15 protein-coding genes and 2 pseudogenes are annotated in these 21,510 nt (G+C 46.1%); 14 read left to right on the plus strand and 3 right to left on the minus strand.

The genetic code is table 11. The annotated features are described in order from the left end of the window. Positions 1–167 precede the first annotated feature (167 nt). From Q0612_RS04020 to Q0612_RS04040, 5 genes are all read left to right on the plus strand, one after another. Positions 168–1,016: a transporter substrate-binding domain-containing protein gene (locus Q0612_RS04020; protein WP_298881068.1), complete on the plus strand. Its 849-nt coding sequence runs from the start codon at positions 168–170 to the stop codon at positions 1,014–1,016. Between the two features lie 103 nt (positions 1,017–1,119). Next, positions 1,120–1,914 (plus strand): amino acid ABC transporter permease, encoded by a 795-nt coding sequence (locus Q0612_RS04025; RefSeq protein WP_293390622.1) that lies wholly within the window; start codon positions 1,120–1,122, stop codon positions 1,912–1,914. A gap of 3 nt (positions 1,915–1,917) precedes the next feature. Next, positions 1,918–2,661 (plus strand): amino acid ABC transporter ATP-binding protein, encoded by a 744-nt coding sequence (locus Q0612_RS04030; RefSeq protein WP_298881072.1) that lies wholly within the window; start codon positions 1,918–1,920, stop codon positions 2,659–2,661. A gap of 203 nt (positions 2,662–2,864) precedes the next feature. Further along, on the plus strand, positions 2,865–4,418 hold the full coding sequence (locus Q0612_RS04035; protein ID WP_298881074.1) for a DUF4127 family protein: 1,554 nt from the start codon (positions 2,865–2,867) through the stop codon (positions 4,416–4,418). 1 nt (position 4,419) lies between these two features. Next, positions 4,420–5,031 (plus strand): GNAT family N-acetyltransferase, encoded by a 612-nt coding sequence (locus Q0612_RS04040; RefSeq protein ID WP_298881077.1) that lies wholly within the window; start codon positions 4,420–4,422, stop codon positions 5,029–5,031. A 146-nt stretch (positions 5,032–5,177) separates the two neighbouring features. Here Q0612_RS04040 and Q0612_RS04045 read toward each other — a convergent pair whose 3' ends face one another. The 3 genes from Q0612_RS04045 to Q0612_RS04055 form a co-directional block, all read right to left on the minus strand. After that, on the minus strand, positions 5,178–5,996 hold the full coding sequence (locus Q0612_RS04045) for an ABC transporter permease (protein WP_298881080.1): 819 nt from the start codon (positions 5,994–5,996) through the stop codon (positions 5,178–5,180). Continuing rightward, positions 5,989–6,777 (minus strand): ABC transporter ATP-binding protein, encoded by a 789-nt coding sequence (locus Q0612_RS04050; RefSeq protein WP_298881083.1) that lies wholly within the window; start codon positions 6,775–6,777, stop codon positions 5,989–5,991. The genes Q0612_RS04045 and Q0612_RS04050 overlap by 8 nt, the downstream gene beginning before the upstream one ends. A gap of 117 nt (positions 6,778–6,894) precedes the next feature. Then, positions 6,895–7,914, minus strand: coding sequence for an ABC transporter substrate-binding protein (locus Q0612_RS04055; RefSeq protein WP_298881086.1), 1,020 nt, complete (start codon positions 7,912–7,914; stop codon positions 6,895–6,897). A gap of 250 nt (positions 7,915–8,164) precedes the next feature. On the opposite strand from Q0612_RS04055, the gene Q0612_RS04060 reads away from it, so the two are divergent. The 9 genes and pseudogenes from Q0612_RS04060 (at position 8,165) to Q0612_RS04095 (ending at position 21,446) form a co-directional block, all read left to right on the plus strand. After that, positions 8,165–9,427: a hypothetical protein gene (locus tag Q0612_RS04060; RefSeq protein ID WP_298881089.1), complete on the plus strand. Its 1,263-nt coding sequence runs from the start codon at positions 8,165–8,167 to the stop codon at positions 9,425–9,427. Positions 9,428–9,655: 228 nt separating this feature from the next. Beyond that, positions 9,656–10,843: an efflux RND transporter periplasmic adaptor subunit gene (locus tag Q0612_RS04065; protein ID WP_298881092.1), complete on the plus strand. Its 1,188-nt coding sequence runs from the start codon at positions 9,656–9,658 to the stop codon at positions 10,841–10,843. A 13-nt stretch (positions 10,844–10,856) separates the two neighbouring features. Next, positions 10,857–13,988 carry an efflux RND transporter permease subunit gene (locus Q0612_RS04070; RefSeq protein WP_298881095.1) on the plus strand — a complete coding sequence of 1,044 codons (3,132 nt, stop codon included), beginning with the start codon at positions 10,857–10,859 and terminating at the stop codon, positions 13,986–13,988. Positions 13,989–14,405: 417 nt separating this feature from the next. Further along, positions 14,406–14,531 (plus strand): annotated as a pseudogene (locus tag Q0612_RS04075) (sodium pump decarboxylase); the annotation flags it as partial. An 89-nt stretch (positions 14,532–14,620) separates the two neighbouring features. Continuing rightward, positions 14,621–15,754 (plus strand): sodium ion-translocating decarboxylase subunit beta, encoded by a 1,134-nt coding sequence (locus tag Q0612_RS04080; RefSeq protein ID WP_298881101.1) that lies wholly within the window; start codon positions 14,621–14,623, stop codon positions 15,752–15,754. 497 nt (positions 15,755–16,251) lie between these two features. Then, positions 16,252–16,377, plus strand: a pseudogene (locus Q0612_RS11905) (sodium pump decarboxylase); the annotation flags it as partial. Between the two features lie 226 nt (positions 16,378–16,603). Continuing rightward, positions 16,604–17,737 carry a sodium ion-translocating decarboxylase subunit beta gene (locus Q0612_RS04085; protein ID WP_298881104.1) on the plus strand — a complete coding sequence of 378 codons (1,134 nt, stop codon included), beginning with the start codon at positions 16,604–16,606 and terminating at the stop codon, positions 17,735–17,737. Positions 17,738–18,388: 651 nt separating this feature from the next. Continuing rightward, positions 18,389–19,663 (plus strand): SLC13 family permease, encoded by a 1,275-nt coding sequence (locus Q0612_RS04090; protein ID WP_298881108.1) that lies wholly within the window; start codon positions 18,389–18,391, stop codon positions 19,661–19,663. A gap of 508 nt (positions 19,664–20,171) precedes the next feature. Further along, positions 20,172–21,446 carry an SLC13 family permease gene (locus Q0612_RS04095; protein ID WP_298881111.1) on the plus strand — a complete coding sequence of 425 codons (1,275 nt, stop codon included), beginning with the start codon at positions 20,172–20,174 and terminating at the stop codon, positions 21,444–21,446. Positions 21,447–21,510 lie beyond the last annotated feature (64 nt).

The following is a 21,510-nucleotide window of genomic DNA, read 5'->3' on the forward strand; positions in this document are numbered from 1 at the left end:
ACGGTGGTGTGAGAGGTCGACTGCTCAAATAATGAGCAGTCTCCTACTCGATTGGTATTGCTCATGTATACATTATATCTCTGTCATAAAGCTTGCTTTTTTGACAGTAATATAGTAAAGTATTACGTAACTTAGTAGATTATTTCACAATGAAAGGTGTGTTTTTGATGAACTTGAAGAAATTTTTGAAAGCTGCCCTGTGCAGTGCTATGGTTGTAGCAATGGCAGTTACCGCTGGCTGCGGCGGTGGCGATAAAAAAGCTGACAGCGGCAAGAAGGTATTGAAGGTTGGTATGGAATGTGCATACGCTCCGTACAACTGGTCCCAACCGTCTGCTGACGGCGGTGCTGTTAAAATCGCCGGCTCTAACGAATACGCTTATGGTTATGACGTTATGATTGCTAAAAAATTAGCTGATTCTATGGGCGCTGACTTGGAAATTCACAAAATTGAATGGGATGGCCTTGCTCCTGCAGTAGTAAGCGGTAAAATTGACGCTGCAATTGCTGGCATGTCCATTACCTCCAAACGTAAAGAATCTGTTGACTTCACTAAACCTTACTACTATGCAACTGTAGTAGCGCTGGTTAAAAAGGATTCTCCGCAAGCTCAGGCTAAGAGCGTTGCTGATCTCAAAGGCTCTGTTGCTACCTCTCAGCTGAACACCATCTGGTATGACCAGATTGACCAGGTTCCGGACGTTAAAAAGCTGCCTGCTATCGATAACGTTCCTGGCATGATTGTTGCTCTGAAATCCGGCAAATGCAACCTGATCGTAACAGATATCCCGACTGCTAAGGCTGCTGCTTTTGCTAACCCTGAGCTGACCATGGTAACCTTCCCTGAAGGTCAAGGCTTCAAAACTTCTAAAGAAGATGTTGAAATCGGCATTGCTATTAAAAAAGGCAACAAGGAACTGGCAGACGCTATGAACAAGGTTCTGGGCGGCATGAATGAGGCTGACTTCAATAAGATTATGGATGAAGCTATTAAGAAACAGCCTTTGGCAAAATAAGCTGTATAAGAATGGAATAGCTGCGTTGCAATAACGAGTTACGCCATTTGCAAGGGGCGGCGGATGTCGCCCCTTTTTGTATTAAATTAAGGTGGTGTATGTAATGCCGGAAACATTTTTTGGCTGGGTAGTCTACCTGCTGCAGCAATATGGCTCTGTCCTGCTGAAGGGCGCGGTCGTTACTCTGCTGTTGGCAATAGTAGGCACATTTGTTGGCTGTATTATCGGCCTTATTGTTGGTGTTATTCAAACAATTCCTTTGGAAGATAATGACAGCAAGGTTAAGAGAACTTTGGTGCGCTGTTTGCAGCGCTTATTAGACGCTTACGTAGAGGTGTTCCGCGGTACACCTATGATTGTACAGGCTATGGTTGTTTATTATGGTGCAATGAGCCTGTTTGATATCGATATGTCACCGCTGTTTGCAGGCTTTTTGGTTGTTTCTATCAATACCGGTGCTTACATGGCAGAAACTGTGCGTGGCGGTATTGAATCTGTTGATCCGGGACAAAAGGAAGCAGCAATCGCTATCGGTATGGACCATATCCAGACCATGCGCTGCGTTATTCTGCCGCAGGCTCTGCGCAACGTTATGCCGCAGCTGGGCAACAACCTGATTATCAATATCAAGGATACTTCTGTATTGAACGTTATTTCCGTAACGGAGCTGTACTTTGCTTCTAAATCTGCTGCAGGCGTTTATTACAAATACTTTGAAATTTTCTTCATTACCTGCGTAATTTACTTTATTATGACCTTTACCGCTTCCCGCCTGCTGCGCTGGTTGGAAAGCAAGATGGATGGCCCGAAGGATTATCAGCTGGTTACCTATGACCCGATGATGGATCCTTGCGGTGATATCCCTCTGCCTACTAAGAAGCCGAAAGGACGGTACTAAGCTATGGAAAAGGAACTTTTGTTATCAGTCCATGATTTAAAGAAAAGCTTTGGCGAGCGTGAAATTTTAAAGGGCATCAGCTTCGATGTCCGTCGCGGCGATGTTGTCTGCATCATCGGTCCTTCCGGCAGCGGCAAGTCTACGCTCATCCGCTGCGTGAACTATTTGGAGCATCCGACTGGTGGTACTATTGATTACCGTGGCACAGATGTTAATGAAGCTTTCAAAAAGCTCACTATGTATCGTACTAAGGTAGGCATGGTGTTCCAATCCTTCAACCTGTTTAATAATATGACTGTACTGGAAAACTGCATGGTTGGTCAGGTTAAGGTTCTTGGCAAAAGCAAGGAAGAAGCACGCGCTACTGCGCTGAAATATCTGAAGCATGTTGGTATGGACAGCTATGTAAATGCTAAACCGCACCAGCTGAGCGGTGGCCAGAAGCAGCGTGTAGCAATCGCACGTGCCTTAGCTTTGGAGCCGGAGGTTCTTTTGATGGACGAGCCGACAAGCGCACTGGATCCGGAAATGGTTGGCGAGGTTCTGCGCGTTATCCGCGACCTGGCTAAGGAAGGTTTGACCATGGTTATCGTAACGCATGAGATGGCTTTTGCGCGTGATGTTTCTAACCGTGTTATCTTTATTGACCAGGGCGTAATTGCTGAGGAAGGCGCACCGCAGGAGCTGTTTGCTCATCCGAAGAATAAACGTACCCAGGATTTCTTAAGCCGATTTGCCAATGCTTAAGCTAATTGTATAAAGTAGATTTTGCTCTCTGTTTCAAGGTATACCTTGAAGCAGGGAGCTTTTGTTTTGCGATGAGCTTTTATCATAACCGAGAGATGCAAGAAGAAATTATAAGTCAACGCAGGAATTTTATTTATTGCTGTAGAAATTCTATTAAGGCGAGGAATATCTCTGCTTAGAAAGAGTTAAAGGTAGTGATAAAAATGATGAAGGTTTTGCGAAGTGTTTTGCTTTGCGCTTTACTGTTGACTACTCATACAGCATTTGCCGCTAAGGGCACTCTGTTATATATACCCATGGACAACAGACCGGTGTGCCTTGATTACACAGTGCAGACGATGCAGGCTGCAGGCTGGGATGTACAGCTGCCGCCGGCCGAATATATTGCCGGTGCTCAGTCAGCAGGGCAGCCGGAAGAGCTTTTCAACTGGCTGGAATCTAAGGCCGGTGAATCGGTAGCCATTGTTGCTTCCTCTGATGCTTTGCTTTATGGCGGACTGGTGGCATCTCGCACACATGAAATTTCGCCGGAGCTTCTGCAGCAGCGTGCAGAACGCTTGGTAGATTTGAAAAAACAGCATGGCGGGCAGAAGGTTTATGTATTTACTACTATTATGCGTTCGCCTAAGGCCAGCAGTGCGCCGACAGAGCCGGCATATTATAAGGAATGGGGCCCTAAGATTTTCCGCTTGGGCGAACTGGAGGACAAGCTGGAGCTTAAGCAGATTAAGCGTAAAGAGGTAAAAGAGCTGGCTGAGCTGCGCAGCAGCATTCCCCGGGAAATACTTACTGATATGTTTACGCGCCGCAGCAATAATATCCGCGCTACGGAGCTTTTGCTGCATGGTGTAGAAAGCGGCGATTTTGATTATATGTTGATTGGCCGCGATGATACAGCTGCTTATTCGCAGGCACATAGGGAAGCACGCGAGATGGATATTCTGGTGAATGAGCTGCCGAAGGAAAAAATCCGTTTCTTCGCAGGCGCAGATCAGCTTGGGCTGCTGCTTTTGAGCCGTGCGGCCAACCGCCTGCAGTACGAGCTGCCGCTGGTAAATGTAACCTATGCTGCCGGCAAGGGAGGCAAGACTGTACCTACGTATGAGGATGATACTGTGGCGGTGAGCGCCAAACAGCATATCTACGCTGCCGGTGCCTTCCCGGTGCGTACACGTAAAAATGCCGATTTGGTATTGGCTGTCAACACTCCTGCCGATGGCGTGACACATGAGGCGTCTGATGCAAGCAATAGCTACAAGGCATTGCCTGCTACCGTAAATTTCGTCAATAAGGTTGAACGCATTCTTAAGCATAATCATCCTGTGACTGTGGCAGATATCCGCTTTGGCAACGGTGCGGACAATGCTTTGGTAAAGACCTTGTTTGACAAACAGCTTGCCTACAGACTGGCATCCTACGGCGGTTGGAATACCGCAGGCAACAGCCTGGGCTTTGCTTTGGCGCAGGGGCTGCTGCAGAAGCAGCTGCCGTTGGAAGCAAGAGAAAATCTGCTTAATGTGCGATATCTTGATGATTGGGCTTATCAGGCAAATGTGCGCATGCAAACTTATCAGCAGCTGATTTGGCCTAACTATTGGCCTAACAGTGGCTTGAACGAGGAGCAGAGTAAGGCGGCGGAAGAGTTTATTACCCGGGAAATCAACAAGGTAAGTAAGCCGTATATGGGCAACACTGCCGAAGAATATAAATTTACGCTGCCGTGGAGCAGAATGTTTGAAGTAAAGGTGGAGCGATAAAATGTCAATGAAGTATACGCTTCGCTTTGCGAAGCTTGCGGATACTGCAGAGCTGCTTGCGATTTACGCGCCCTTTGTCGCCAGCAACGACAGGGCGCTCAGCGATGTATCATTTGAATATGAAGTACCGTCAGTAGCGGAATTTACTGAGAGAATCAAAAATATTTCTGCAGCCTATCCTTATATAGTCTGTGAGCACGATGGCAGACTGCTTGGTTATGTTTATGCCCATCCTTATATTCAGCGTGCTGCCTATCAGTGGGGCGCTGAGGTAACTATTTATCTGGCACCAGAGTGGCAGGGGCGTGGCCTGGGCAAGGTTATGTACGCAGCTCTGGAGGCTTTGCTGCGCCTGCAGGGTGTAGTTGTGACTTACGCCTGCATTACTGCCAGCAATGAGCACAGCGTCAAAATGCATGAGGCTTGCGGTTATAAAATTATCGGTATCTTCAATAATACAGGCTTCAAGCACGGCCATTGGCTGGACATGGTGTGGATGGAGAAGGTTATTGCCGAGCATCCCAAGCAGCCTGCGCTGATCAAAAAGATAGGCGAGCTGCCAGCTGAAGTTGTAGCAGCAATTTTGCGGGATGCTTCTGCGAAGCCGCAGTAGTCAGCATATTAGCAAAACCAGTTTTTGTGCATCAGCGTAACAGCAATTTAAGAAGCTGTTGTAAGATTTTAGCAGAAAAAGAAAAAGCACTGTCGCTCTATCTGATATAAAAATATCAGTGAGCAGACAGTGCTTTTGTGCTTTTCTCAGTTCTTCCAGGGGATAGCCTTTTTCTCCAACCATTGCAGGAACAGGTTAAAGAGCAGGCCGAGCAAGGACAATACAATAACTCCGGCCATCAAGCGGTCAGTAATCATCAAATCGCCATAATGCAGGATGAGGGCACCGATGCCGACCTGTGCGGCAATCATCTCTGCTGCCACCAGCAGCAGCAGAGATGTGCCGGCAGCAAGGCGTAGGCCTGCGAAAATCATAGGTAAGGCGTTAGGCAGAACAACACTTTTCATCGTTTTCCACCAGCTGGCGTTAAAGCTTACTGCAACCTTGATAAGCAGTGTGTCAACATTTTTGACGCCGCTGTAGGTGTTCATTGCTACCGGAAAGAAGACGCCGAGAGCAATAATCGTTACTTTCGAAAGCTCGCCGATTCCAAGCCAAAGGATAAATAACGGCAGCAAAGCGATTTTAGGGATAGGGTAAAGAGCGTTGACGATAGGATTGCCGATTTTATCTGCGAGCGCCGAGGTACCGGTAACAAGACCGACTGCAAGGCCGATAAGGCTGCCGACAGCAAAACCGATTAGGATACGGTACATGCTGGCTGCCAGGCTTACGCCGATTTCACCATCAGCAAGCATGGTAAGCAGAGCGCTGATAATTTGGCTGGGCGCTGGTAAAAACAAAGACGAAACCAGGCCGGAGCGGCAGATAGCCTCCCAAAGGAGCAGCAGGATAATGATGGAAGCAACGCTTACCCAATGCGGATAGGTCTTTTGCCAATGCGTCATACGGTTGCGCACGATATATTCGTTAGCTGCGCTCGCAGCAGTTTTCTTTTCAGGCATTGTCTTCCACCTCCATTAAGGCAGCACGCGCATCCTTGCTGATATGCTCCCAGATGATGCGGACAAATTCCGAAATTTCATCTGTGTGCTCCGGCTTAGAGCGGTCGGCACGCGGAATGGCAATCTGCAGTATTTTGCTGACCTTGCCGGGGCGACGCGAAAGCAGTACAACTCTGTCAGCAAGCATGACTGCTTCCTGAATATTATGCGTAACATATAGCGTGGTCAAGCGCGTCTTTTCCCACAGCGTTACCAGCTCCTCCTGCATGATGGTGCGCGTTTGCGCATCTAAGGCAGAAAACGGCTCATCCATCAGCAGCAGGTCAGGCTCGATAGCTAAAGCGCGGGCGATGCCAACACGTTGACGCATACCGCCGCTTAGTTGATGTGGGAAGGATTTTTCAAAGCCCTTTAAGCCTACAAGCTCAATGTAATGCTTAATGCGAGCTTCCTTTTCGTCTGCCTTCATGCCTGCTGTTTCCAATCCGAAGGCTATGTTATCGTGCACGTTGCGCCAGGGGAAGAGCCCTGTTTCCTGAAAGACGATGCTCATACGAGGCTCATAGCCTGCAGCGACATCAGTAAATTTTACGTTACCGCCAGTTGGCTCCAAAAGCCCGGCAGTTATATTGAGCAAGGTTGATTTACCACAGCCTGACGGTCCTACCAATGCTACAAATTCTTCCTTATTAATGCTGAGGTTAATATCCTGCAAAACAGGAAGCAGCTTACCGCTGGTGGTGGTGAAATCCTTGCAGATATTTGCGATTTCTAATTTCATTTTCTACCATCCTCCAAAAAGACTGGCGCTAACATATCAGCCGCAGCGTTTGGGTGCTAAAGCATCGTTAACGCATTTTGCAGCTGTTAAATTTACGCCAGTCTTGCTTTAATAATTTTATTTCTTCAGTGCTTCATCAAGAAAGCTTGTGTTGGCAACATCCTTCGCATCCAGTGTGCCGGTAATCATCTTGTTATCAGTGTACCATTTAATTTGGGTTGCGATATCGCTGACGAGCAGCTTGCCGTCCTTATCAATATAGGGCAGGCCGGCTTTAATGTCTTCAGCCGGAGCCTTAACGTATTTGGCTACAATATTAACAACCTCTTCCAGCTTCTTGGCATCCTTCTTTTCTACTGCAGCTTCGTAATAATAGTTGCAGGCCTTGTTGTAAGCACGCATGAAGCGTACTGCCGCATCCTTATTCTTCATAAAGTCAGGTGAGTAGAAGATAGCAGATGTCTGGTACGGAATAACGTCGCCAACCTGTACAACCAATTTGCCATAGCCTGCTTTTTGCACCTTGGTGATGTTGGGCTCGTTTAAGATACAGCCGTCAATCTGCTTGCTTTCCAAAGCAGCCATAACAGCGCTGAGCTTGCTCAGGGGAACAATTTCCACATCATTGAGACTCATGCCCTGGGTTTCCAGCATTCTGCCAAGCATATAATGGAAGGTGGAGCCCTTTTGCGTAATACCGATACGCTTGCCCTTCAAATCCTTCAGGCTTTTTACACCGGCGTTATAGTTGTCGGTGGTCACGAGCAGTGCAGAAGAGGAATAGCCTTTTTGTTCGCGTCCTTTATCTGCAACAATGCCCAGCTTTTGTCCCTTGGCTGCCATGTTATAAAGGCTGGCCGTAATGCCGGTAGCACCAACGTCAACCTTAGAGGAAGCAGTAGATACGGCAATCGGATGAGCAGCGTCAAACCATTGTGGTTCAATTTCAATACCTTCTTCAGCAAAGAAGCCCTTATCCATAGCGATAAATAAAGGAGCGCTGCTTGTCAGGCGCAACATGCCAAGGCTTACCTTAGTCTTTTCTTTGGGTGTGTCTTTTTTTGAATCGTTACCGCCACAGCCTGCAGCTAATACTAATAGGCAAAGGCTGAGCAGAAGAGCAACTATTTTCTTCATTAATAATTCCTTCCCTTCTCCCAAAAGTTCAATAAAATACCGCTTTTATTCTACACTATTTAACAATAAAAAGCAGTAATATTAATAAAAAAATCGTTTTGGGAGATAAGAAAAAGTCTTTTTGTACGAAATGCAACAGAATTTGCGGATGTTTTAGGGGGCTTTCTGTGAAAAATCTGTGTTAAGACACTTCTTAATAGCAAAAAAATGCTATAATATAATAGTATGTTTGAAGAAAGGGCGTGGAGACGTGAAGATAAAATTGATGGTGCAGGGGCTGGCCTGCAGTGGCGTGTTTTTATGCAGCGCTTTAGCAGCCGCTGCAGACACGCTGCTGGCGCAGGTGCCGCTGCAGCTGGCAGCAGAGCAGACGGTGACTGCTGAGCTGTGGGGCGACAGACTGCCGAATGGCTATGCCAATGACCTGCTCGTGATGCTTAAGGATAAAGACAAGAAGCTTTTGACGGCTTACGCTCCCTCTATTAAGGGTGGCTATAACTGCCAACTGCAGCCGGTTAAGCTATGGGCAGGCAAAAGTGCTAGACAGCAGCTGCTGGTGAGCGCCGGGCAGGGTGATTGGCGTGCGCCTGGTGAATACCGCGTGCTTTCCTTTGCTAATAAGAAAAAGGTGCGTGAGGTCTTTGGCGCTGCTGAAAGCATGGGATTAGTAACGCAAGCCTATGCCAAAGATGGTAAAATGCATGTAGCCTTAATTGATGGCAACAAATCAGATTTAATCCCGGCAGCAGGCTGCGAGGTGGCAGACGGTAAACTGGAGTATGGCGGGATTTTCTCATTGGTGGCACATGATGTGGATGATGATGGTGCAGATGAATTACTTGGCTGTCAGCAGCTGTTGCAGCATAAACAGCCTTTGGCAGATGTAGGAGCAATTTGGAAGCAGGATAAGAAGACTAAGGAATGGAAGCAGTTTTCCCTGACGATTATGACGCTTGCACCTACCCCTAAGGACAATACCGTAAATGATGGCAAGGATTTTGCTGCAGGAACATTGTTGGTGCGCAAAATGGTAGTGCCTGGCGGTGAGGCGACATTCCCGGTTTTTGCCAGCAAGGACGTGGAGCTGCAAAATAAAATGAATAAGCTGCTGCAGGAAGAATGCCAGGAATATCTGGAGCATTTTTATAAGGGCGAGGCAGATATGGCATTTAAGGTGATGCGTGCTGACGAGCAGATTCTTAGCGTGCAGCTGATTAGCGGTAAAAGTCGCTTTATTCATCATCAGTTGAACGTAAATCCTAAGACGGGTGAAAAAATACGCTTAGATGAAGTTCTTAACGTCAAGGATAAGGATTTGCTGCCGCTGCTCAATGTGCTGAATACCAATAAAAATGTGGTATATAAGGACAAGCTGCCTGATGAATGGTATATTGAAGGAGATAACTTGTTCTTGATGCAGCGTACTGATGGCGTAGATCAGGTATCGGGTTTTGCTTTGGGTAATCTGCATAAATTTTTGCTGAAAAAAGAGCTGTTGAACAGCAAAAGCTGACTGACCAGTCAGTATAATTTGTGAGAAGAAGATAATGGGAGAAAATGCAAGAAAAAGCGGTGAAATCTGCTTAAATAGAGTTTGCTTTTCTGAAAAATGTCCATTATAATAGTAGTATTCTGAAACTGGAACAGGAATATTTTCAGGTAAAGGCGCTACAATATAGCAGTCTTATTAGTTATTATATATATTGAGTAGTTTCAGAGTGAAGGTGAAGGAGGTTTTTTTATGTTTAGTTTTATTCGCTCCGGCCGTGCGAGAAAAGCAATGGCTGCGGCGCTGGCGGCAACCTTTGTACTGAGCGTTGCAGGCTGTGGTCAAAAACAGCAGCAGGGCGGCAATCAGGCAGCTTTGGTTAAAACCATGAAGGTTATTAAGCGTGACACCCCTCTGGTATATGATTATACAGGCTTTGTACAGGCTCAGCAGGAAATGGAGCTGAAGGCTCAGGTAAGCGGCCAGATTACAGCTAAGTATTTCAAGGGCGGTGACACTGTAAGCGCAGGCCAGACCTTGTACGCTATTGACCAGCGTACCTATCAGGCCAACGTGCTCAACGCGCAGGCAGGCCTGGCTAATGCCCGTGCGGCTCTGGCTAACGCTGCTCTGAACGCAGAACGTTATAGCACTTTGTATGCACAGAATGCAATTTCCAAGCAGGTTCTGGATAACGCTATTATGCAGCGTGACCAGGCTCAGGCTTCTGTAAATGCGCAGGAAGCAATTCTGGAAAATGCGCAGATTAACATGACCGATACCAGCGTTTCCGCTCCGTTCAGCGGACGTATTGATACTACCGCGCTGGAGGTTGGTAACTATGTAACCGCAGGCCAGACTACTCTGGCAAAAATCAGCAACACTGACCCTGTATTCGTACAGTTCAGTATCGCTGAGCCGGAATATCTGAAGCTTTCCGCTGCTCATGATAACAGCGGCGCTGCTTCTCTTGATAATCTGACCGTTGTTTTGAGTGATGGCAGTACCTATGATTTGAAAGGCACTGTTGCAGAGGTTAACCGCGGTATCAACGACAACACCGGTACCATGACTGTCAAGGCTCTGTTCAGAAACCCTGCACGTCGTCTGCTGCCGGGCATGTTTGCTCACGTACAGGCAACTGCAGGCACCAAAAAGGATGCTCTCTTGATTCCTATGCGTGCAGTTGTTGAATTAATGTATAAGAAATTTGTTTATGTTGTCGGCAGTGACAACAAGGTAACGATGAAGGAAGTTACTCTTGGTCCTTCCGTTGGCCGTTTCTACATGGTTGAAGGCGGTCTGAGCGGCGACGAGACAATCGTAGTTGAAGGCACCGGTAAGATCAGACAGGGTGCTCAGGTTAACCCGCAACCGATGACTGAGGCTGATCTGGATACTACTGTTGACAACAGTGCTACCGCTGGCAAGAAGCAATAAGGAGGTTGGCTAGATGGCTCGTTTCTTTATTGATCGCCCTGTATTTGCGATAGTACTGGCGATTATTATTACCTTATTGGGCACGATTGCCGGCTTCAGCCTGCCTATCGCCCAATATCCTAACATTACCAAACCGCGTATCAGCGTAAACACCAACTATGTAGGTGCGAGTGCCGATATCGTTGAAAAGGCTGTAGCACAGACTATTGAGCAGAAGGTCAGCGGCGTAGAAAATATGCTGAACATGTCCTCCGTAAGTACCTCCAGTGGTGAGTACAAGCTCAATGTTGAGTTCAACCTGGAGAAAAACGCAGATATCGCTTCTGTAGAGGTACAGAACCGTGTATCCCAGGCAACCAGCTCCCTGCCGAGCGAGGTTTCCGGTTATGGTGTTACTACTGCCAAAGAATCTGCCGAGACCATTATGTATTTTGGTCTTTATTCTCCTAAAAATACCTATGATGCAATGTTCTTAAGAACATATGCGGATGCGAACTTTCTGGATGCTGTAAAGCGTGTTAAGGGCGTATCTACAGTTGGCGAATATGGTCCGGAATATGCAGTCCGCATCTGGCTGAATCCTGAAAAAATGGCACAGCTGGGCGTAACCGTAACCGACGTTTCCAACGCGATCAAAACGCAAAACATTCAGGCAGCGGTTGGTTCTATCGGTAACCGTCCTACCGTTGACCAGCAGGAGCGTACCTATTCCGCAAGTGCTCAAGGTCGTCTGAATACACCTGAGGAATTCGGTAACGTAATTATCCGTTCCAACAACGGCGATAACCTGAAGCTGAAGGATATCGCAACTATTAAAGAAGGGCCGCGTAATGACCTTATCGTCAGCAAGCTGAACGGCGGTGATTCCGTTGTATTCCCGGTATCCTTGACCTCAGATGCGAATGCTATCGAAACTGTTAAGAATATCCGCGAGGTATTAAAGGACGCAGAAAGCCGTTTCCCTGATGATATGAAGCTGGTTGTTATTCAGGATAACACCCAGTTTATTACCGAATCTCTGGAGAAGGTTGCTCATACATTTGTTGAAGCCTTGATTCTGGTTATTCTGGTAGTATTTATGTTCCTTGGCAGCTGGCGTGCAACCTTGATTCCTATTCTGGCTGTACCGGTATCCTTGGTTGGTACCTTTGCTTCCTTTGTAATTTTAGGTTTTACCATCAACACTTTGACTGCCTTTGCGATGATTCTGGCTATCGGCCTTGTTGTCGACGACGCTATCGTTGTAGTAGAAGCGGTTGAACATCATATTCAGGAAAACGGTATGTCTCCTAAGGAGGCAACCTACCGTGCTATGAACGAGGTTTCCGGCCCTGTTGTGGCTATTGCCTTCGTACTGTCTGCGGTATTTATTCCTGTAGCCTTCACCGGTGGTACTGTCGGTGAATTGTACAAGCAGTTTGCGATTACGATTTCTGTATCCATGATGCTTTCTGCTATCGTAGCTTTGTCCCTGACTCCTGCACTCTGTTCCTTGATTCTGGTCAAGAAGGAGGAGGCGCCGAAGGGCTTTATCGGCAAGGCTGTAAAAGCATTTGACGATTGGTTTGCAAGAACGTTGGCTAAATACGTGAAAAACGTTGAAGGCTGCATCCGTAAATCTAAACTGATTCTGACCTGTCTTGTTGTTGTTGTTATCTGCATCGGTTTCCTGGCCAAGGCAACGCCGACAGGCTTTGTACCGAACGAGGACCAGGGCATGACTGCTGTATCCATCGCTTTGCCTGAGGGTGCTTCCAGTAACCGTACGCAGCAGATTATGGCAGGCCTTGCACAAAATATGAGAAAGCTCCCCGGCGTTAAAAACGTTATGGAGGTTAGCGGTATTGATATCCTGTCCATGGGCCAGAAGGCTAACGCCGGCCTGGCAGTAGTTACTATGGAGGACTACAGCAAGCGCAGCAACAGCGTACAGGATGTTATTCCGATGATTTTCGGCATGGGCGCACAGATTCCTGATGCAACCGTTATGGCCTTCCAGCCGCCTTCTCTGCCCGGTGCTTCCAGTACCGGTACTCTGAGCCTTTATCTCATGAACCTTGGCGGTGAGGACGTTAACACTATGGGTGAGCGTGCTAACGAATTTTTGGCTGCTTGTCGCAAGCGTCCGGAAATCGGTATGCTGTACACCACCTTGAACACCAATACTCCTATGTATCAGTTTGAGGTTGACCGTGAAAAGGCACAGTCCATGAACGTGCCTGTATCTACTGTTTATTCTGCATTGCAGGCTTTCTTGGGCGGTAACGAAATCAATGATATCAACAACTTCGGCCGTACCTGGAAGGTTGTTATGCAGGCTGATGAAAAATATCGTACCGGTGTAGAGGATATGCGTTACTTCTTTGTACGCAGCAATGACGGCAAGTCTATTCCGCTGAATACACTTGTAAAGCCTACTCCTAAGAATAGCTCTGTTGTTATGACACGCTTTAACGGTGCCAGTGCGATTAAGATTTCCGGCGACCCTGCCAGCGGTTATTCCTCCGGTCAGGCTATGGCTGCTATTGAAGAGGTTGCTAAGCAGGTTCTGCCTAACACCTATACCTACGAATGGACCGGTCAGAGCCTTGATGAGATTGAAGCCGGCAGCCGTTCCACTCAGATTTTCATTATCTCTCTGATTTTCGTATTCCTTTGTCTGGCAGCTCTGTATGAAAGCTGGACTATTCCTCTGGCTGTACTGCTGTCCGTACCGTCCGCAGTTTTCGGCTGCTTCCTGGTACAGTATGCACGTGGCCTGCAGAATGACGTTTATATGCAGATTGGTCTGATTACACTGATTGGTCTGGCAGCAAAGAACGCTATTCTGATTGTCGAATATGCGAAGATGAATATGGAGCAGGGCATGGATGTTGTACATGCGGCTGTTGAGGCTGCTCATGTCCGTCTGCGTCCTATCCTGATGACATCCTTCGCCTTCATCTTAGGCTGTCTGCCTCTGGCTATTGCTACCGGCCCGGGCGCCGGTGCGCGTGTATCTATGGGTAACGCTGTAGTAGGTGGTATGACCATCGCTACTCTCTTTGGTATCTTCCTGATTCCTGTACTCTTTGTAGTTGTTGAACGCTTCTTCAGCCGCAAAAAGAAGGGGACTCCCGAAGACAATGTAACCGAACAGCTGTAATGCTGCTAAAAAACGCCGCTCGTTTGAGCGGCGTTTTTAATTTTCAATAGCTGGTGTTAGGCAGTAAAATGCATAGTTTTAAATTTATGCATAAATAATAGCATAGAAGTTAATGGTCATTATAATTTAAAAAGCAAGCTCAAAGAGCTTGCTTTTTTAAGTTACATAAGTAAACTAATCCTTTTCAATAACAAAAATGCTTTTTAAATTTTAATAATAATAACAAATTTAAAACGAATATAATCTGTAAGTAAACTAAGACCGTCCGTTTATTATGTGTGACATAAGCAACGGAATAACAGCAGAATTATTTTTATACTTAATTCAGCAAGGCAAAAAGGGGTGTTTGAAGTCAAATATCCGGAAGCATATTGCGGTAAATATTATATTTAAATTTATTTGGAAGGGGTGATTTATATGGGTTCCGTAACAACTAATCCGTGGCTGATTTCTGTTATCAACATGACAATCGTTTTTGGTGTGCTCATTGCTTTAGGTGTACTCATGAGTATGATTCAGTTGGTTGACCCTACTAGAAATAAGCATTGAAGCAAATGATGCACTTTTTCCCTGTCTGATCTATTAAAAAATGCACTTATTTTCCCGATATGGGCCAAGAGGAGGATTATTCTATGTTTGAGGCATTTATCGTCGCTTTGGCTTCTGTTTGGGCAGACTCAGGTTTTTCTGCTCTGACAAGTGGCAACGTAATTATGATTGGCGTTGGTCTGGTTCTGCTTTATATGGCTATAGGCAAAGGTTTCGAACCTTTGCTGTTGTCACCAATTGCTTTTGGTTGTATTCTGGCTAACATTCCTAAAAACGGTTTCGAACAGCCGGGTGTTATGTCCGTTATTATGTACGGTATTCACCATGAAGTATTCCCGCCGTTGATTTTCCTGGGCGTTGGCGCAATGACCGACTTCGGTCCGCTGATTGCTAATCCTAAAACCTTGCTTTTAGGTGCTGCTGCTCAGATTGGCGTATTTGTATCCTTGATGGGCGCTATGGCTTTGGGCTTTACTGTACAGGAAGCATCTGCTATCGGTATTATCGGCGGTGCTGACGGCCCGACAGCTATTTATCTGGCAGCTAAAATGGCTCCACATCTTTTGGGTGCTATTGCCGTTGCAGCTTATTCCTACATGTCCCTGGTACCGCTGATTCAGCCGCCTGTAATGAAGCTGTTTACTACCGAAAGAGAACGTAAGATTGTTATGGAGCAGCTGCGTCCGGTAAGTAAATTTGAAAAGGTCGTTTTCCCGATTATGTGCACCATCGTTATTTCTCTGCTGCTGCCGCCGGTAACAGCTTTGATCGGTATGCTGATGCTTGGTAACCTGTTCAAAGAAGCAGGCTGTCTGGACCGTCTGTCCGATACTGCACAAAATGCTTTGATGAACACTGTAACCATCATGCTGGCTACCGGTACCGGTCTTACCATGAGTGCCGAAGCCTTCCTGAACTATCAGACTATCCTGATTATCTGCTTAGGTTTGGTTGCTTTTGCTGCAGGCACCTGGGGCGGTGTAATATTCGGTAAGATTATGTGCATGGTAGACGGTGGCAAGACTAATCCGCTTATAGGCAGTGCCGGTGTATCCGCAGTTCCTATGGCTGCCCGTGTATCTCAGATTGTCGGTCAAAAGGCAAACCCGGCAAACTTCTTATTAATGCATGCTATGGGTCCTAACGTAGCAGGCGTTATCGGTACTGCAGTTGCTGCAGGTACTATGCTGGCTATGATTGGCCCTGTTGCTAAATAAACAGTTATTGTGATAACTCTCCCTAACAAAGTAAAGCCCGTCCGGTTTTTACCGGATGGGTTTTGCTTTTGTTTAGATTTAAATATACGTACAGTCATTAGACTGTGCCTGTTTGAAAGCAAAAAAATAACCAGTTCGCAGCTGGTTATTTTTTATTGCCAAAACTAAATTCGCAGTCGTTTCAGCATTCTCCCAATCTCTCTAAAGACAAATTGAAAACTGAGAGGATATTAAATTGTTGCTTTGCAGTATTTATTTTAGCAAACTCAAAATGACAATCTGTTGCACAGGCAACAAAAACGATTAATGAACTTTTGAAATAGTATAGAAGTTAAAGTGAAACGATTATGTAAATAAAGTAACTGTTTGACGGAAAACAGTGTGACCTGCGCAACAGAAGATAAAAAAATATAACTTTATACTTATTAAAGTAAGGTAAGCATCGCGCTTATAGAACCTAGTTCCCCTTTAATTATCTTAGGAAGAGGTGATAAACAGTGGGTCCTGTAACAACAAATCCATGGCTGATTGCCATAATCAACATGACCATTGTCTTTGGAGTTCTAATCGGATTAGGCATGTTGATGAGTTTAATCCAGGTAGTTGATCCTACTAAGGCTAAATAAAATTTAGCTGTAAAAAAAGGTTTCAAAGCAGTGTTGCTGCTTTAAGCAGCTTCATAAGAAGAAATAGCATTTTCTGATCTTCTGCTTTCATTGCAAAGCAGACCACAGGTAGACTAGGGGAGACTGTGGTGATGCAGTTAAAATGGAAGTGTTATAGCATTATTGTGAAGCTTATTTGCACTTATAACATCCCAATTAAGGGAAACAAGGAGGAAAAATTCACATGTTTGAGGCATTTTTTGTTGCTTTGTCTTCTGTATGGGCAGACTCCGGCTTCTCTGCACTGACTGGCGGTCATGTAATCATGATCTGCGTTGGTCTGGTTCTGCTTTATCTGGCTATCGCTAAAGGTTTCGAGCCTTTGCTGCTGTCCCCGATTGCTTTCGGTTGTATTCTGGCTAACATTCCTAAAAACGGTTTCGAAGAACCTGGTGTTATGTCCGTTATTATGTACGGTATTCACCACGAAGTATTCCCGCCGTTGATCTTCTTGGGCGTAGGCGCTATGACCGACTTTGGTCCTCTGCTGGCTAACCCGAAAACCCTGCTCCTGGGCGCTGCTGCACAGGGCGGTGTATTCGTAGCTCTGCTGGGCGCTATGCTGCTCGGCTTCACCGTACAAGAAGCTGCTGCTATCGGTATCATCGGTGGTGCTGACGGCCCGACTTCCATCTACTTGGCTGCTAAAATGGCTCCTCAGCTGTTAGGTGCAATCGCAGTTGCTGCTTACTCCTACATGTCTCTGGTTCCGCTGATTCAGCCTCCTATCATGAAACTGTTCACCACTGAAGCTGACCGTAAAATCGTTATGGAACAGCTGCGTCCGGTTTCTCACTTCGAAAAAGTTGCATTCCCAATCATGTGCACCATCGTTATCTCCCTGCTGTTACCTTCCGTAACCGCTCTGATTGGTATGCTGATGCTTGGTAACCTGTTCAAAGAAGCTGGCTGCCTGGATCGTCTGTCCGACACCGCACAAAATGCTCTGATGAATACCGTAACCATTATGCTGGCTACCGGTACTGGTCTGACCATGAGTGCTGATGCATTCCTGAACTATCAGACCATCCTGATCATCATCCTTGGTCTGGTTGCTTTCATCGGTGGTACTGCTGCCGGCGTTATCTTCGGTAAGCTGATGTGCATTGTAGACGGTGGCAAGACCAACCCGTTGATCGGTTCCGCCGGTGTATCCGCAGTTCCTATGGCTGCTCGTGTATCTCAAGTTGTTGGCCAAAAAGCAAATCCGTCCAACTTCCTGCTGATGCATGCTATGGGTCCTAACGTAGCAGGCGTTATCGGTACTGCAGTTGCTGCAGGTACCATGCTGGCTATGATCGGTCCTGTTGGTAAATAATTTATACTGAAACTCCCCTGAGGACGCGCTGCAAGGCGCGTCCTCTTAATTTTTGCCTAGAAAATGTTCTGGAATAATAAACTGTCACATTATGAACAAAAAAGATGGCGATTTTGTGTCCTCAATCAGTGGACATGCGCTGTGGGATTACATTTAATTCGAAAAGTAAAATTAGCACCAGCTGTTAAAAATAACTTATAGGAGGTACTAAAAAAATTGCGTGAATCGCAAACCCTTGATACAATGGGCTTTGGAGCAGAAAGCTGTAAATTATCAGAGCTAATTTTATAAAGAGAATTAAGATAATTTTCAGATAAAACTGGCATATGCATTTCAAAAATCATTTACTTAAAGTTTAACTTAATTCCGGAAAAGCATATAAAAGTATAAAAATAAAATACCATGATAGCAGTGTACATAAAATACAACATAGAAGTACGCAACAGAAAAACACTGTTTACGTTAATAATGTAAATTTTTCAATAAAATAACTTTTTATTTTACGCTTATAGTGTTATAATAGGTACATGGAAATGCAAGAAAATACATAAGCAAATTCCATAAGCTCTTTGAAAACTACATATTAATAGCTGATATAGAATGCCTCCCTCGGCATTGTATATAAATTAATTTTAAAAGGAGGAACATAAAATGTCCCCAGCAATCAAATGTCTTATTTTGTTGGCAGTAGTTGCATTATTATTTGTAACCGAACTTATCCCTCTCGCAGTTACTGCTACCGGCGCAGCTATCGCATGCGGCCTCTTAGGCTTGATTCCTGCAAAACAAGTATTCAGCGGTCTGTCTAACTCTACCGTTGTTCTGTTCGCAGGCATGTTCGTAGTTGGCGCTTCCATGTTCTACACCGGCCTTGCACAAGAAATCGGTAATACCGTAGTTAAAATGTGCGGCACAGGCGAAAACAGCCTGATGTTCGGCCTGATGCTCGTTGGTACCGTACTGTCCGCAGTATTGTCCAACACCGGTACCGCAGCTTGCTTACTTCCTGTAGCACTCGGTATCTGCTCCGCAGCTAAGATTCCTGCTTCCCGTCAGTTAATGCCGTTGGCATTCGCTTGCGGTTGGGGCGGTATCATCACCATGGTAGGTACTCCTCCTAACATCATCGCTACCGGTGCTATGACCGCTGCTGGTCTTGAGCCTTTCGGTTTCTTCGAATTCGCTTGGATTGGTATCCCGGTTTCCGTAGCTGGTATGCTGTACATGATGTTTGTAGGCAAATATTTGCTCCCGAACAAACAACTTGATGCTGACCAAGAAATCGAGCAAGAAATCGAAGCAAATGAAACCTCCAAATCCAAACAAATCGTTTCCGGCGTTATCCTGCTGGCAGTTGTTCTGGTAATGGCTCTTGGCATTAAAGGTATCACTTTGGAAATGGCAGCAATCATCGGTGCTTTGGTTTGCGTACTGACCGGTTGCTTAACTGAAAAACAAGCATATGCTTCTATCGACTGGGTAACCATCTTCCTGTTCGCTGGCATGATGCCTGTATCTAAAGCAATGGATGTAACCGGCGCTGGTAAACTCATCGCTGAATGGACTGTTAGCCTGATGGGCGGCTCTCCTTCTCCGTTGGTTGTAACTGGTGTACTGTTCATCCTGTCCTGCGGCCTGACTCAGTTCATGTCCAACACCGCATCCGCAGCTCTGCTGTGCCCGATCGGTATTGCAATCTCCAAAAACCTGGGCGCTGACCCGAAAGCAGTTCTGATGGCTATCGCTGTTGCAGCATCCTGCGCATTCGCAACTCCGGTAGGTACTCCTCCGAACACCCTGGTACTTGGCCCTGGCGGATACAGATTCATGGACTATGTAAAAGCTGGTACCGGTCTGGTTCTGGTAGCTTTCGTAGTATCCCTGGTTGTTATCCCGATGGTATGGCCGTTCTTCCCTGGCAAATAATTTGTTAGGTTAGACGCTTACAAACAAATCAATCCCCGTCACTTAGGTGGCGGGGATTTTTGTTGTTCAAAGTAGGGAACATACCGGCAGAAATATGTAATGTTAAGGGTGAGCATACAGACATATTTTTTATAAAAAAGTGTACAAGAGAACGGAATAATAAACAAACAAAATGATGTATAAATATGCAATAAGCTGAGTAGAAAAACATGTAAAGTACAGGAATAAAATAAATGAAAAAGGCTTGCAAATTTGTCAGAAGTGTGTTAAACTTAACACTGTTGACAATTAAGTAATTAAAGTAAGTGAAAAAGCCGATAAAGTAAGTTATGTAAGTGAAGGCTATTTTAAGTCTTCAATAGCATAGGAGTTGTCGGAAATGTAAGTACTATAAATTTTTAATGATAGAACTTACTGATAACTTGTTGAATTATTTTATTGATGACCTTCAGTGTGTATAGTGACACACAGACAACAAAACATTTTTATTATTTTAAGGAGGAAAACAATGTCCCCAGCTATCAAATGTCTCATTCTTTTGGCAGTAGTTGCATTATTCTTCGTAACTGAACTTATTCCTCTCGCAGTTACTGCTATTGGTGCCTCTGTGGCATGCGGCCTGTTAGGCCTGATTCCTGCTAAGCAAGTATTCAGCGGTCTGTCCAACTCTACTGTAGTACTTTTTGCAGGTATGTTCGTTGTAGGCGCTTCCATGTTCTACACCGGCCTGGCTCAAGAAATTGGTAACACCGTAGTTAAAATGTGCGGCACCAGCGAAAACAGCCTGATGTTCGGTCTGATGATCGTTGGTACTGTAATGTCCGCAGTTCTGTCCAACACCGGTACCGCAGCTTGCATGCTGCCGGTTGCACTGGGCATCTGCTCTGCAGCTAAAATTCCTGCTTCCCGTCAGTTAATGCCGTTGGCATTCGCTTGCGGTTGGGGCGGTATCATCACCATGGTAGGTACCCCGCCGAATATCATTGCAGTAGGTGCAATGAATGCTGCCGGTATCGAGCCGTTCGGTTTCTTCGAATTCGCTTGGATCGGTGTTCCTATCTCCGTCGCTGGTATGCTCTACATGATGTTCTTGGGCAAATATCTGCTCCCGAACAAACAACTCGATGCTGACCAAGAAATCGAGCAAGAGGTAGAGGCTAACGAAATTTCCAGATCTAAACAAATGGTTTCCGGCGTTATCCTGCTGGGCGTAATCCTGGTAATGGCTGTTGGTATCCCGGGCGTATCCCTGGAAATGGCTGCTATCATCGGCGCTCTGCTGTGCGTACTGACCGGCTGCCTGACTGAAAAACAAGCTTATGCTTCCATCGACTGGGTAACCATTTTCCTGTTCGCTGGCATGATGCCTGTATCCTCCGCTATGGATAAAACCGGCGCTGGTAAACTCATCGCTGAATGGACTGTTGGCCTGATGGGCGGCGCTCCTTCTCCGCTGGTTGTAACCGGTGTACTGTTCATCCTGTCCTGCGGTCTGACTCAGTTCATGTCCAACACCGCATCCGCAGCTCTGCTGTGCCCGATCGGTATTGCAATCTCCAAAAACCTGGGCGCTGACCCGAAAGCAGTTCTGATGGCTATCGCTGTTGCAGCATCCTGCGCATTCGCAACTCCGGTAGGTACTCCTCCGAACACCCTGGTACTTGGCCCTGGCGGATACAGATTCATGGACTATGTAAAAGCTGGTACCGGTCTGGTTCTGGTAGCTTTCGTAGTATCCCTGGTTGTTATCCCGATGGTATGGCCGTTCTTCCCCGGCAAATAATACCAGTCTGACGAATAAAGCACCATATGCTTCGTCACAAATGCCTTGACGTACCAGAAGTACG

It is taken from the genome of uncultured Phascolarctobacterium sp. (genome assembly GCF_937920985.1).
GTDB lineage: Bacteria > Bacillota > Negativicutes > Acidaminococcales > Acidaminococcaceae > Phascolarctobacterium_A.